Source organism: Pseudomonas iranensis (assembly GCF_014268585.2).
Lineage (GTDB): Bacteria > Pseudomonadota > Gammaproteobacteria > Pseudomonadales > Pseudomonadaceae > Aquipseudomonas > Aquipseudomonas iranensis.
The window spans coordinates 3,286,457-3,300,297 of the sequence record NZ_CP077092.1; the positions used below are offsets into that span (position 1 = coordinate 3,286,457).

Sequence of the window (13,841 nt, forward strand, 5' to 3'; positions counted from 1 at the left end):
CCGTTGCCGGGGCTTTCGTTTCGATCGCGATTACATGCAGGCTTTGCAACCTGCGGCGATGGACAGCGAGTTGCTTTGTTGGTTGCCGACACCCGCCGAGACGTTGGCTCCGCCGTTGCCGGAGAAGTTGTTCATCGAGTTGGTCATGTTGGCGTTGTTGACGACTGGAGTTTTCCAGCCATCTTTGGTCAACACTTGTTGGGTGGTGACGCCAGCGAGGCCAAAAGTACCCACGGCTTCGAACTTGGCTTTCTGATCATCGTTGCCGCCATGGCCGCCGCCACGGTTGCCCCAACCGCCGTGGTTGTCGTCTTCGATGGTCGCGGTGCCTTTGGCTTTGAACGCGCCAGCGGCTGCATAAGTACCGGTGAGGGTGTCGGTTTTGTAAGCCTGCACGCCTTTGTTTTCCACGACCAGGCCAGTCGAGGACTGGTTGGCAGAAGCGGCAGCCTGCGCTACACGACCACCGGAAACGGCGATGGCGAGGTTGTTTTTCTGTTGGTTGAAGTTGCCCGAGCTCACGTTGATGCCGATGTTGCCGGAACCGTTGTTGCCTGCATTGTTGAGCGTGGCGTTGTTGAAGGTGGACGAGTTTTTCACGTAGTTGTTGTTGTTCACCTGAGTCGCGCTCGAGGCGGCAACAGCATTGCCGAAGATAAAGCTTTCGTCAGCGGTGGCCAGTGCAGCAGCGTTGTCCTGCTGGTTGCCGTCGCCGGCGGCGACGTTGGCGCCCATGTTGCCGTTGGAGCCGTTGAGCGAGTCGCTGGCATTGGCGTTGTTCAGGGTGCCCTGGTTTTTCACCACGTTGCCGTCGCTGTTTTGCGCATCGAGTACAGCGGCGCCGGCGCCGGCGGTGATTTGCAGCAGTTGTTCAAGATTCGGACCTTGTGGCTGGCCGTGACCGTTGCCATGTCCATTGCCATGCCCGTTACCACGACCGTCGGCCTGTGCTGCCATTGCCATCACTGCTGCGAGTGCGAAAACCAGTGGTTTGAGAGCCATTGTAGGTTTCATGGTTGTTTCTCCGTCGTGCTTATTAGTTGGTTAAGTGTTGGGACTTTTCTAATTGCACTGCTTTTTGTTTGGGTCAGTCTGCGACCCGGATGCTCAGGGTGTTAGCCATTCGGTTCCCCACCCCGGCACTCTGGTTCACCTGGATTACCCCGCGGCTGCCGGTGAAGGCCTGATCACTGGTGGTGACCTGGCGACTGCCGATTGAGGTACCAGTTGCTCCTGAGCTCGGTAAAAACGCCACGTTCTGTTGTGAAAGGGCGCTGTCGTCAACGCTCTGCGGGCCGGCACTGATGCTGACGCGCGTCACGTTGGCCATTTGGTTGTTGGCACCGGCGCCCTGGTTCACACCGAGGATGCCGTTGCCATTGCTGAAAGAGTTGCCGCCGATATTGGCGCTCGCGTCGATGGCGCGGCTGGCGGGTGTGTCGATGGTCTGCCTGACGCTGGTGGTGGCATGGGCTTCGGTGCCGATGGCAATCGCCTTGGTGTTGGCTTGTTGCATCTGGTCACCGGCGGCCTGGTTGACGTTGAAGTTGCCGCGATACTGAACACCGGAATCCTGAATGTTGGCCTTGTTGACTGAAGCCGAATCGGCCATGGCGCTGGTGCAGCCGAGCAGGGCGAGAAGCAGCAGGGTGCGATTCATGTCATTGGCCTCCGGCCATGCGGGTCAGAGGCGCCAGGCCGGTGCTCATCGCCCGGTTGACCGTGTTTGAGATCGAGGCACCGGAGCCGCCGCCGCTGCCCGTGCGCATACCGGGCAGGCCGTTCTGATTGGTCAGGGTGTTCATGCCGGGCAGGTTGGAACTGGGCGTGGTCATGTTGCCGCGAATCGATGAGCCGCTGGCGACGCTGGCGAAATCACCGTCAGTGAGTTCGGTACTGCTGAGGGTCTGGTTGATCCGCGCCGAAGGGTTGGCGTTGACCGTGGTTGGATAGGGATCTTTGCCGCCGTTGCGCCCGATCGGGATGGGTTGAACGTCACGGTTGAGGACGATCACCCCGTTGCCTTCGGCCTGGGCGCTGACACTGATCAATGCGCTGGCGGCTGATCCGATCAGCAGGAGGCAGGTCAGGCTTTTATTGAAATTCCCCACGGCTGCAATTCCTTCTTCAGTGGGCTGGGTTATTCAGCGTTGTGAAGGAGAGAGCGAAAGCTGTGCCGGTTTTGAATTGTGTCGTTATTTCAATGGGTTAGGTGTTTTCCGGGAATGCTCAAAGCGGGTACTGTTACAGTGCTGAGACACATGCAGGGGCGCTTGAACGGTGCTTGACGTCGGAAAGCTCTGGAACAAGGGTTTGCGCCGATGTGTTTCATCGGCGTAACAGGTGACGTGACGGAGTGATGAACAGCGTTTGGACGGGGGCTTTGCGCGGTGAGGAGTGTTTCAAAAACGGACAGGTTCGTCCCAACGCGGCTCAACTGGACAGCAGAAGCTCGACCGCCGCAAAGGCTTGGGCGTGCCGTTCGGCCCAATTGCCCTCGATAACTTGCAATGGCTGCTGATGCTCAATCAACCAGGCGCGCGTGGCTTCGAAAAATGCCATGCGATCCGCAAGATCCGGTTGGCAGCGCTGGCCGTCTTCGGCCCAGTCGACCTGATGCGGTGACAGCAGCAGGTGCAGGTCGTAATGACGCGCAAGCAATTCCGCTTCCAGCCAGTCTGGGCAGTCGCCGAACAGGGTCTGACTCCAGAGGATGTTGCTCAGCAAATGCGTATCGAGGATCAGCAGCGCGGGCAGCTTCGCCCGTGCCTGATCTTCCCAGCGCAACTGACCCCGGGCGATATCAGGAATATCCGCCAAACAGGTGTCGCGGGGATTTTCCTCAATGAACCGACGCACATATTCATCAACGCGCACGCCGCCGAAACGCTGCTCCAACCCTGCCGCCAGCCAACTCTTGCCGGTGGATTCCGGGCCGGTGAGAACAACGACTTTCATGGGCGCAACGCCGGATCGGCACGCCATTCCCGCCAGCCTTGCACGGCGAGCAGGGTAAACAGCGCGTACAGCGCAGCAGTCAGATAGAGGCCTTTATAGATGAACAGGCCGACAAAGATCACATCGAGGACGAACCACAACGCCCAGCATTGCAGGCGTTTTTGCGCCATCCACAGTTGCGCCACCAGACTGAAACCGGTGAGCGCTGCATCGAGCCACGGCTGTGCGGCGTCGGTCCAATGCGCCATCGCCGCGCCCAGCGACAGGCTGCCGATCGCTCCGATGCCAAGACCGAGCAGAATCGAGCGTGTATCGAGGCGGGTGACTTGGCGACCGTCATGCATCGTCCCGGCGCGGGTCCATTGCCACCAGCCATAGATTTGCAGCGCGGCGTAGATGACTTGCAGCAACATGTCCGAATACAGCTTCACCTCAAAGAAGATCCAGCTGTAGAGCAACACCATGACCAGCCCGATCGGCCAGCACCACGGATTCTGCTTGACCGTCAGCCACACGGCGATGACACCGAGGGCAGCGGCAAACAGTTCAAGCCCGGACATGGCGGATCCTTGGGGGAGTTGAGAAGGGGGCGGATTGTACTGCATTAGTCAGATCAAAAGCCCCTCACCCTAACCCTCTCCCGGAGGGAGAGGGAACTGACCGCGTTGTTTGGTCGAGGTACGCCGACCTGGAATATCGCGTCGAACGCAGATCATGAAACGCCCAGTGATCTGCGATCAAAAGCCCCTCACCCTAACCCTCTCCCGGAGGGAAAGGGAACTGACCGCGTTGTTTGGTCGAGGTACGCTGACCTGGAATATCGCGTCGAACGCAGATCATGAAAAGCGCAATGATCTGCTCCCTCTCCTCGGGGAGAGGGCTGGGCGGGCGGCGTTCCGATGAGGGGTGGGCTCACCTCGGTGACCGGTCAGACCCGGAACTGGCGCAGCAACCCGTTGAGCTGTTCGCTCAGTTGCCCAAGCCGCAGACTGGCTGCACTCGACTGTTCAGCCGCCAACGCGGTGCTATGGGAAAGCCCGGCCGCCTGGGTCACGTTCTGGTTGATGTCCTCAACCACCTGCGCCTGTTGCAAGGTAGCGCTGGCAATCGACGCATTCAGGCCGTTGAGATTACGCAACGCCTGGCCAATGGCATTAAGGCTCGCCCCGGCCAGTCCCGCCTGTTCGATGGTCAATTGCGAGGCCTTGCTGCTGTCGCCGATCACCTTCACCGCAGCCTCCGAGTGATTCTGCAAACGCTCGATCATCGACTGAATTTCAGCGGTCGATTTCTGCGTACGCTGAGCCAGCAAGCGCACCTCATCGGCCACCACGGCGAACCCGCGACCCTGTTCCCCCGCGCGCGCCGCTTCAATCGCCGCGTTCAAGGCCAGCAGATTGGTCTGCTCGGCAATCGAGCGAATCACTTCCAGCACGCTGCCAATCTGCGTGCTCTCCGCCGCCAGGGTGCGGATCACTTCCACCGCCTGATCGATCGTCCCGGACAGCTTGTCGATCTGCTGCAAGCTGCCGTCGATGTTGATCTGCCCCTGTTGCGCCTGCGCTTCGGCGTCGCGCATTTCAGCGGCGGCGTGCTCGGCGTTTTTCGCCACGTCCTGCACGCCGTAGGTGACTTCGTTGATCGCCGTGGCCACCAGTTCCATCTGCTGCGATTGCTGCTGACTGCGCTGCTGCGCCTGCGAGGCATCGTTGCCCAGCTCGCTGGAAGACTGGCCCAAAGCGCTGGCCGACACCTGCAGGTCACCAATCACTCGGCGCAACTTGGCCGTGAACGCATTGAAGTGATGGGCCAGTTCAGTGACCTCGTCCTTGCCGTGGGTATCAAGGCTGCGGGTCAGGTCGCTTTCGCCGCTGGCGATGTTCGCCATGGCATTCACGGTCTCCTGCAACGGACGGACGATGCTGCGTGCGATCAGGATCACCAGCAGCGCCATGATCAGCGCAATCGCCAGGCCGATCGCCGACGCCTTGATCATTTGTTCCTGAAATTCCGCCTGAACATCGTCGACGTAAACACCGGAACCGATCACCCAGCCCCACGGCTCAAACAGCTTCACATACGAGGTCTTCGCAACGGGGTCAGTCGCCCCCGGTTTGGGCCAGCGATAATTGACCATGCCCGCGCCTTTGGCCTTGGCGATGGCGACCATCTCGTTGAACACCGCAAAGCCGTCCGGGTCGCGGATCGCCGAAAGATTCTGGCCTTCGAGCTTGGGATTGGTCGGGTGCATGACCATCACGGGGGTGAGGTCGTTGATCCAGAAGTAGTCGCTCTGGTCATAGCGCAGGCCACGGATCGCGGTCAGCGCCTGTTTTTGCGCGGCATCCCTGGTCAGGGTGCCGGCGGTTTCCAGGCCGTGGTAATAAGTCAGCAGGCCACTGGCGGTCTGCACCACGTGCTGGGTTTTCTGCGCCTTGGCGTGGTAGAGGTCGTCGTGGATCTGCTTGAGCATCAGCACGCCCAAGGTCAGCAACATGACCACCGCCACGATCAAGATGAGCCACAAGCGTCGGCTGATCGACACACTGCGCAAGCTGTTCATAACGCTGTCACTCCGGATTCTTGTTCTTGTAATAAACGATCGCCAGCATCCAGCCACCGCTGTGGGCTTGCGATTGTGCGACTTGAGCCGCCTAACGCGGGGAGCGCTATTAAGGCTTGTCTGTTAGGATTTCGGCCCCGCGCGCAAAAACCTGAATCCGGTTTTGATATTTCACGGAATTTTTACCGTTTCGTGTGGATCCTGTGCGCGCGCAATCGCTACAGCTTTTACCGGCTACGCTGGACGCAGTGAACGAAAAAATACTATCGGGGCATGCCCGCGCGCATCGCTCTCTGGGGGATTGATGGATCTTTGGACCGCCTTGCAGGCACTGATTCTAGGAGTTGTAGAAGGGCTGACGGAGTTTTTGCCCATTTCGAGTACCGGACACCAGATCATCGTCGCCGACTTGCTGAACTTCGGCGGCGAACGGGCCATGGCGTTCAACATCATCATCCAGCTCGGCGCGATCCTCGCCGTGGTCTGGGAGTTTCGCCGCAAGATCCTCGACGTGGTGATCGGCCTGCCGACCCAGCCGAGCGCCCGGCGTTTCACCGCCAACCTGCTGATCGCCTTTTTGCCCGCCGTGGTACTGGGGGTGATCTTTGCCGACCTGATTCACGAATACCTGTTCAACCCGATCACCGTGGCGGCGGCGCTGGTCATCGGCGGGATCATCATGCTGTGGGCCGAACAGCGCCAACATGAAGTCCACGCCGAAACCGTCGACGAGATCCGCTGGACCGACGCGCTGAAAATCGGCTTCGCGCAATGCCTGGCGATGATTCCCGGCACCTCACGTTCCGGCTCGACGATCATTGGCGGCTTGCTGTTCGGGCTGTCACGCAAGACCGCCACCGAGTTCTCGTTTTTCCTCGCCATGCCAACCATGGTCGGTGCGGCAGTGTATTCGGGCTACAAATACCGCGACCTGTTTGTGCCGGCGGATTTTCCGGTGTTCGCCATTGGTTTTGTCACGGCGTTCATCTTCGCCATGATCGCTGTGCGCGGCCTGCTCAAGTTCATCGGCAGCCACAGCTACGCAGCCTTTGCCTGGTACCGGATTGCGTTCGGCCTGTTCATTCTGGCGACCTGGCAGTTCGGCTGGGTGGACTGGTCGGCGGCCAAGGCATGAACGATTCCCGCACGCGCCGCCCTGAGGGACGACCTTCAGGCGGGCGCGTTCAGCATCTGAAATTGAAGCTCGTGGTGTTGCTGATCGTCTGCGCGCTGCCGCTGTTCGGCTCGCTGTCGATGTGGCTCAGCGGCATCTCGCGAGTGCCGCTGGCGGCGTACGGGATTGTCAGTGTGCTGGCGTTCTTTCTGTACTGGGCCGACAAGCGCAAGGCCCGCGCCGATGCCTGGCGCACTCCGGAGAATATCCTCCATGCGGTCGAACTGGCGGGGGGCTGGCCGGGTGCGCTGATCGCCCAGCAGGTGTTTCGGCACAAGACGCGCAAGGTCTCGTTTCAGATTCTGTTCTGGGTGATTGTGCTGCTGCATCAGGTGTTCTGGATTGACCAGATTTTCCTCGGATCGAACTTGCTGTCGCTGATTTAACGTCCACCGAAAATCCCCTGTGGGAGCGAGCCTGCTCGCTCCCACAGGGTCTGCGTGCTTACAAAAGCAGGCCGATTTGGGTTTTTTTAGGCAACTTGCTCACTACCAGTTGATGGGATCGCTGCAACAGTCCCCGCAATTCCTCGGCACCCAGCGGGTAGGGCGGGTGCATGATGATCCACTGCGCCCGTGCCAGATACGGCGCCGGATGAATCCCCGGGCGGTCGCAATGGCCGAGAAACAGGTCCTTGTCGACCTTGAACGCCAGCGAATCACCACGTAATCCTTGCAAGGCAAACATCTTGTTGTCGGCAATCGAGAACACCCGTACGCCGCCCCATTTGTAATCTTCCCGGGCGCCGGGCAGGGCCAGACAAAACTCGGCGACCTCGGCTTCGCTCATTCTTCCTTGTTTCATAGAAATCTATCCCCGCAGGCATTGAACGATTCGACCAGGTGATCGATCCATGCGCGCACCGCCGGCATTACCCCGCGCCGGTGCGGGTACACCGCTTGCAGCCAGCCGCCAGGCAATGACCATTGCGGTAGCACTTGCACCAGCGTGCCGTTACGCAATTCGGTTTCGCAGAACATCATCGGCAGCACGGTAAAGCCCTGACCGGCGAGCACGCAGGCCTTGCGCACCACGAAGTCATCGATGCCCAGCCGCGCTTCCATGCTCAGATCGACGCTCTTGCCTTGCTGATCGAGCAGGCGCACATGGACCATGCGATCGGCTTCCAGCGCGCCCAGTACCGGCAGGGTTTTCAGGTCCTGCGGATGATTGATGATCTTGCCTTGCATGAACGCCGGGCTGGCGATCACCACCGCTTGCGCCTGACGCAAGCGGCGGGTGACCAGCAACGGGTCTTCATCGCCGTGATCGCGCACACGCAAAGCGACATCGATGCCTTCAGTGACCAGATCGACCCGGCGGTTGAGCAGCACGACTTCCAGCTGCACCTGAGGAAACTTGCCAAGAAAGTCGCTGATCACCGTCGGCAGCATTTCATGGGCAAGGCCGGTCGGGCACGACACCCGCAAGCGCCCGCGCGGTTCGCTGGACATGCTCGCCACCGCTTCGTCAGCCATTTCCGCTTCCAGCAACATCGCCTGACAGTGACGCAAATAGCGTTCACCGACGGCAGTGAGATTCAGTTGACGGGTGGTGCGTTGCAACAGACGCGCACCGAGGCGTTCTTCCAGTTCGGCAATGCGTCGGGACAAGCGTGACTTGGGAATGCCGAGCAGGCGCCCGGCGGCGGCAAATCCGCCGGCCTCGACCACTTTGGCGAAATAGTAGAGATCATTGAGGTCCTGCATGCGCGTTTCCAGTCGTTCTATCAATGGGACGAACTATCGCATTGTCGGCGACTAATCACCTATTGGTTTGTTGCGTAGGATTGTCTCCATTCCGTCGCCACAGGCGATTCTTTCAGGAGAACCCACATGAAACTGTTGCACATCGATTCAAGCATTCTCGGCGACAACTCGGCTTCCCGTCAGTTGAGCCGTCAAGTCGTCGACGCCTGGCGAGCCGCCGAGCCGAGCGCCGTGGTCACCTACCGCGACCTGGCCGCCGACGCTATCAGCCACTTCTCGTCGACCACGCTGGTTGCCGCCGGCACCACCGCCGAACTGCGCGACGCTGCGCAACAGCACGAAGCCGAGCTGAGCGCTTCGACCCTGGCCGAATTCATCGCTGCCGACGCCGTGGTGATTGCCGCGCCGATGTACAACTTCACCGTTCCAACCCAACTGAAAGCGTGGATCGACCGCGTTGCCGTCGCCGGCCAGACGTTCCGCTACACCGAAGCCGGCCCTGAAGGCCTCTGCGGCGGCAAGAAAGTGGTGATCGTGTCGACTTCCGGTGGCATTCATGCCGGTCAGGCCAGCGGCATCGCTCATGAAGAATATCTGAAGCTGGTGCTGGGCTTCCTCGGCATCACCGATATCGAAATCGTTCGCGCTGAAGGTCTGGCCTATGGCGAAGAAGTGCGCAACAACGCCATGAGCGCTGCGCAAGCGAAGATCAGCGAGCAACTGTTCGCCGCCGCGTAAGGCTTGCGTAAAGAACAGGTGATGTTCAGGTAATCCCCCAAAAACTCTGTATTCTGGTTCCGCAAGGGCCGAATACGGAGTTTTTTGTTTCTGGCTGTTACATAATCTGGCCCGGGTTATGCAGTTTCAGCACATCCGACGATGTGGTCCGACAGGGTAGGGCATTCATGAGGCATCTTTGTGCACTGTTGCTGATTTGCCTGCTGGCCAGCCTGAATTCAGTGCAGGCCGCACCGGGGCGACACCCTGTCTGGAGCGTCGGTTATCACGAGATGACCTTTCTCGACCCGCTCGACCTGCAACCGATGCGCGCCATCGCTTTCTACCCGTCCAGTGACCGCGAGCACATGAGTTTGCTTGAGGGCTATTCCGTAGAGGCTGGTGAGGACACTAAGGTCGCCATCGGCCGCTTTCCGATGTTGATGTTGTCCCACGGCAACACCGGCACGCCGCTGGCCTTGCATGATCTGGCGACGTCGCTCGCGCGCAAGGGTTTTGTCGTGGTGGCGGTGATTCATCCCGGCGACAACTGGCGCGACCACAGCCGACTTGGCACGTTGAGCAATCTCTACGGGCGGCCAATCCAGATTTCCCAAGCAATCACCGCGACTCTCGCCGACAACATGCTGGCGCCGTTCGTCAACGCTGAACAGGTCGGTGTGATCGGTTATTCGGCCGGTGGCGAGACCGCGCTGATTCTTTCCGGGGCGCAACCGGATCTGGATCGTCTGCGCCGCTATTGTCAGGAACGCCCGGACGATCACGACGCCTGTAACACCCAGGGCGAGCTGATTGTTGATCGCGATGACTTGCAGCCAGTGGCCGATCCACGGGTTCACGCGTTATTGCTGATGGCACCGCTGAGCCTGAAATTCGGCCGCCATACCCTCGCCGATGTGCACGTACCGGTGCTGCTCTACAGCGGCGACGGCGACAAACTGGTGGCCTTCGATAAAAACGCTGCGGCTTTGGCGCGCAAACTGCCCACTGCGCCGGACTTCAAACTGCTCGCCGGGGCAGGGCACTTCGTGTTCATGGCGCCGTGCACCGAAGAGCAGATCCGCGCCATGCCGGCGTTGTGCACCGATGCCGACGGGGTGGATCGCGAGGATATTCATCGCAACCTGATCTCCGAGGCCGGACGGTTTTTTGCTCATGCGCTGGGCAGATCGACACGGGCGGGGATGCAGACGGCGGATCAATAACTTCATCGCCGCCACCAATTCCTGTAGGAGCTGACGAGTGCAACGAGGCTGCGATCTTTTGATTTTGCTTTGAAGATCAAGAGATCGCAGCCTCGTTGCACTCGTCAGCTCCTACAAGGGGATCGGTGTTTCATGAGGTCGCGCGGCGCTTTAGGAGCAGGGTCAAGCCCAACCCGGTCACCGACAACAATGCCGCGCAGAAGAAGATCCACGAATAGCCCAGATTCAACGCCACCGCGCCCATCAGCGGCCCGGCAATCGCCAGTGCCAGATCGAAGAACACCGCATAAGCCCCCAACCCCGAACCACGGCTGGAACTCGGCACCTGTTTGATCGCCTCAACGCCCAGCGCCGGATACACCAGTGACAGCCCGAACCCGGCCAGCCCTGCGCCGATCAACGCATACGCAGTGGAGGGCGCCAGCCACAACATCACCAGGCCGACAGTTTCAACCGACATGCAAACGATGGCCGAGGCAAACCCGCCAAACCGGGCGATGGCCGAGATGAACAACAGCCGCGAGAGAATGAAGCACACGCCAAACACGGTCAGGCAGTACGCCGCGCCGGTCCAGCCTCGGTTGAGGTAATAAAGGGTGATGAAGGTGGTCAGGGTGCCGTAGCCGATCGAGGCGAGTGTCAGGCTGGTGCCGTATGGTGCAATCTTGCCGAACACCGCCCAGAACGACAGGCGCTCGCCACGAATCACCGGCACCGAAGGCTTGTTGCGGATCAACCACAGCGCACCGGCCGCCAACGCCGACAGCGCGATGCCAAGGCTGACAAAACCATATTCGGCAACCATCACCACGCCCAGCGGCGCGCCAATGGCGATCGCGCCGTAAGAGGCGATGCCGTTCCAACCAATGGATTTCGCCGTGTGCTCGACCCCGACCTGGCCCATGCACCAACTGATGGTGCCGACGCCGATCAGGCCTTGGGCAATACCAAGCAGCAAGCGCCCGGCAATCAGGATCAACAGGCTGGTCAGCGGAAAGCTTTGCAGCAAGGTCGACAGCAACGTCAGCGCGCCACTGAGGACAATCCCCCACAAGCCATAAATGATCGCCCGTTTGGTGCCGAGCGTGTCCGACATGCGCCCGGCCATTGGCCGGCTGAGCAGGGTGGCCAGATACTGCGAACCGATCACCAGGCCGGCAATGATCGCGCTGAAACCCAGTTGCTCATGGACGTAACCGGGCAATACTGCAATCGGCAAACCGATACAGAGAAAGGCAATGAAAGTGTAGAAAACGATGGAGACGATCTGCAGGGTGATCGCCAGGGAGCTTTGCGGTGGCAGTGGCTGCGCAGACATGAGCACTCGTTCGCGGGCGGCGGTGGGAGAGTTGCCGACATCATGGCGCGGGGCCGGGATAAAAGAAAGCAGGCTAACTACTTCGCCTTAATGATCGTTCCCACGCTCTGCGTGGTAACGCCGCCATGGACGCTCTGCGTCCGCTGTTGGGACGCGGAGCGTCCCGGGCTGCATTCCCACGCGGAGCGTGGGAACGATCAATGTGGGAGCGAGCCTGCTCGCGAATATCTGCGCACCCACAATTCCCAACCGCCGAATGCAAAAAGCCCCGTCACACGGACAGGGCTTTTAACTTGCAGCTTGCAGCTGGAAACTTGCAGCTGCCCTTAAAAAACGACGCCCTGGCTACGCAGGTAATCGTCATAAGTGCCGCTGAAGTCGGTCACGCCGTTCGGGCTCAGCTCGATGATGCGTGTGGCCAGGGACGATACGAACTCACGGTCGTGGCTGACGAAAATCAGCGTGCCCGGGTAGTTTTCCAGCGCCAGGTTCAGCGCCTCGATCGATTCCATGTCCAGGTGGTTGGTCGGTTCGTCCATGATCAGCACGTTCGGCTTTTGCAGGATCAGCTTGCCGAACAGCATGCGACCTTGCTCACCACCGGAGATCACCTTGACCGACTTGAGGATCTCGTCGTTGGAGAACAGCATCCGGCCCAAAGTACCGCGAATCATCTGTTCGCCCTGGGTCCACTGACCCATCCAGTCGAACAGGGTGACGTCGTCTTCGAAGTCGTGAGCGTGATCCTGAGCGTAGTAGCCCAGTTCGGCGGCGTCGGTCCATTTCACGCTACCGGCGTCCGGGGTCAGTTCGTTGACCAGGGTGCGCAGCAGGGTGGTCTTGCCGATACCGTTCGGGCCGATGATCGCAACGCGCTCGCCGGCTTCAACCTGGAAGCTGAAGTCCTTGAACAGTGGCTTGCCATCGAAACCCTTGGCCATTTTCTCGACCATGACCGCCTGACGGTGCAGCTTCTTGTTCTGCTCGAAACGAATGAACGGGCTGACGCGGCTGGAAGGCTTGACCTCGGCCAGCTGGATCTTGTCGATCGCTTTGGCGCGGGAGGTGGCCTGCTTGGCTTTCGAGGCGTTGGCCGAGAAGCGGCTGACGAACGATTGAAGCTCGGAGATCTGCGCTTTCTTCTTGGCGTTGTCCGACAGCAGTTGCTCGCGGGACTGGGTCGCCACGGTCATGTATTCGTCGTAGTTGCCCGGGAACAGACGCAGCTCGCCGTAATCCAGGTCAGCCATGTGTGTGCACACGCTGTTCAGGAAGTGACGGTCGTGGGAGATGATGATCATCAGGCTGTTGCGCTGGGTGAGGATGTTTTCCAGCCAGCGAATGGTGTTGATATCCAGGTGGTTGGTCGGTTCGTCGAGCAACAGCACTTCCGGATCGGAGAACAGTGCCTGCGCCAGCAACACGCGCAGTTTCCAGCCTGGCGAGACTTCGCTCATCGGGCCGAAATGCTGTTCCAGCGGAATGCCCAGACCCAGCAACAATTCGCCGGCGCGGGATTCGGCGGTGTAGCCGTCCATCTCGGCGAACTCGGTTTCCAGCTCGGCAACGGCCATGCCGTCTTCTTCGGACATTTCCGCCAGCGAATAGATGCGATCGCGCTCGGCCTTGACCTTCCACAGCTCTTCGTGACCCATGATCACGGTGTCGATCACGGTGAATTCTTCGTAGGCGAACTGATCCTGGCGCAGCTTACCCAGACGCACGTTCGGCTCGAGCATCACCTGGCCACCGGACGGATCGAGATCGCCGCCGAGGATTTTCATGAAGGTCGACTTGCCGCAACCGTTGGCACCGATCAGGCCGTAGCGATTGCCTGCGCCGAATTTGACCGAAACGTTTTCGAACAGCGGCTTGGCGCCAAACTGCATCGTGATGTTAGCTGTGGAGATCAATTACCTTACCTATCAATGGGTTAGAGCTGGTCTGTGGTGCCTGGTACCGGGCTTGAATACCAATCTGGAGCTTTTCCAGCTCCCCCCAGTCTGTGCTTGAGTTGAGCCAACGCGCATAAGCCGTCCGCAACTGGGGCCGTTGAAGGCAAGCTGCTGAGCGACGAGTACGGGGTTCTTGTTGGACATTGGCGCGCATTGTCGCATAACTCAGACGGCAGTTATATGGCAGGCAAACGGGCGTACGCATCGGCTCGTCCGAGAAG

Annotated in this window: 14 protein-coding genes; 4 read left to right on the top strand and 10 right to left on the bottom strand. The window is 59.9% G+C overall.

Going from position 1 to position 13,841, the window contains the following annotated elements:
- Positions 1 to 30 precede the first annotated feature (30 nt).
- From fapC to HU724_RS14700, 6 genes are all read right to left on the bottom strand, one after another.
- Positions 31 to 1,014 (bottom strand): amyloid-like fimbrin subunit FapC, encoded by a 984-nt coding sequence (fapC, locus tag HU724_RS14675; RefSeq protein WP_133337851.1) that lies wholly within the window; start codon positions 1,012 to 1,014, stop codon positions 31 to 33.
- Positions 1,015 to 1,087: 73 nt separating this feature from the next.
- Positions 1,088 to 1,660: a fibril amyloid subunit FapB gene (gene fapB / locus HU724_RS14680; RefSeq protein WP_186566716.1), complete on the bottom strand. Its 573-nt coding sequence runs from the start codon at positions 1,658 to 1,660 to the stop codon at positions 1,088 to 1,090.
- Between the two features lies 1 nt (position 1,661).
- Positions 1,662 to 2,111 (bottom strand): functional amyloid chaperone FapA, encoded by a 450-nt coding sequence (gene fapA / locus HU724_RS14685; protein ID WP_024012918.1) that lies wholly within the window; start codon positions 2,109 to 2,111, stop codon positions 1,662 to 1,664.
- Between the two features lie 322 nt (positions 2,112 to 2,433).
- Positions 2,434 to 2,958: an AAA family ATPase gene (locus HU724_RS14690; RefSeq protein ID WP_186566715.1), complete on the bottom strand. Its 525-nt coding sequence runs from the start codon at positions 2,956 to 2,958 to the stop codon at positions 2,434 to 2,436.
- Complete coding sequence (gene pnuC, locus HU724_RS14695; RefSeq protein ID WP_186566713.1) at positions 2,955 to 3,518, bottom strand: nicotinamide riboside transporter PnuC; 564 nt, start codon at positions 3,516 to 3,518, stop codon at positions 2,955 to 2,957. Before pnuC ends, HU724_RS14690 begins: the two co-directional genes overlap by 4 nt.
- A 368-nt stretch (positions 3,519 to 3,886) precedes the next feature.
- Positions 3,887 to 5,521: a methyl-accepting chemotaxis protein gene (locus HU724_RS14700; RefSeq protein WP_122611301.1), complete on the bottom strand. Its 1,635-nt coding sequence runs from the start codon at positions 5,519 to 5,521 to the stop codon at positions 3,887 to 3,889.
- Between the two features lie 304 nt (positions 5,522 to 5,825).
- On the opposite strand from HU724_RS14700, the gene HU724_RS14705 reads away from it, so the two are divergent.
- Entirely contained in the window at positions 5,826 to 6,656 is an 831-nt protein-coding gene (locus HU724_RS14705) for an undecaprenyl-diphosphate phosphatase (RefSeq protein ID WP_016774688.1), read from the top strand.
- Positions 6,653 to 7,081, top strand: a complete 429-nt coding sequence (locus HU724_RS14710; RefSeq protein ID WP_186569698.1) for a DUF1294 domain-containing protein — start codon at positions 6,653 to 6,655, stop codon at positions 7,079 to 7,081. Before HU724_RS14705 ends, HU724_RS14710 begins: the two co-directional genes overlap by 4 nt.
- A 58-nt stretch (positions 7,082 to 7,139) precedes the next feature.
- Here HU724_RS14710 and HU724_RS14715 read toward each other — a convergent pair whose 3' ends face one another.
- Together HU724_RS14715 and HU724_RS14720 are read right to left on the bottom strand one after the other, a co-directional pair.
- Positions 7,140 to 7,499 carry an MmcQ/YjbR family DNA-binding protein gene (locus HU724_RS14715; protein WP_186569697.1) on the bottom strand — a complete coding sequence of 120 codons (360 nt, stop codon included), beginning with the start codon at positions 7,497 to 7,499 and terminating at the stop codon, positions 7,140 to 7,142.
- A complete protein-coding gene (locus HU724_RS14720; protein ID WP_186569696.1) occupies positions 7,496 to 8,404 on the bottom strand; it encodes a LysR substrate-binding domain-containing protein in 909 nt (302 codons plus the stop codon). The genes HU724_RS14715 and HU724_RS14720 overlap by 4 nt, the downstream gene beginning before the upstream one ends.
- A gap of 126 nt (positions 8,405 to 8,530) precedes the next feature.
- On the opposite strand from HU724_RS14720, the gene HU724_RS14725 reads away from it, so the two are divergent.
- Together HU724_RS14725 and HU724_RS14730 are read left to right on the top strand one after the other, a co-directional pair.
- Positions 8,531 to 9,142: an FMN-dependent NADH-azoreductase gene (locus tag HU724_RS14725; protein ID WP_186569695.1), complete on the top strand. Its 612-nt coding sequence runs from the start codon at positions 8,531 to 8,533 to the stop codon at positions 9,140 to 9,142.
- Positions 9,143 to 9,309: 167 nt separating this feature from the next.
- Entirely contained in the window at positions 9,310 to 10,347 is a 1,038-nt protein-coding gene (locus HU724_RS14730; protein WP_122507326.1) for an alpha/beta hydrolase family protein, read from the top strand.
- 130 nt (positions 10,348 to 10,477) lie between these two features.
- Here HU724_RS14730 and HU724_RS14735 read toward each other — a convergent pair whose 3' ends face one another.
- Positions 10,478 to 11,665: an MFS transporter gene (locus HU724_RS14735; RefSeq protein WP_186569694.1), complete on the bottom strand. Its 1,188-nt coding sequence runs from the start codon at positions 11,663 to 11,665 to the stop codon at positions 10,478 to 10,480.
- Between the two features lie 326 nt (positions 11,666 to 11,991).
- Complete coding sequence (locus HU724_RS14740) at positions 11,992 to 13,578, bottom strand: ABC-F family ATPase (RefSeq protein ID WP_016774693.1); 1,587 nt, start codon at positions 13,576 to 13,578, stop codon at positions 11,992 to 11,994.
- Between the last annotated feature and the right edge of the window lie 263 nt (positions 13,579 to 13,841).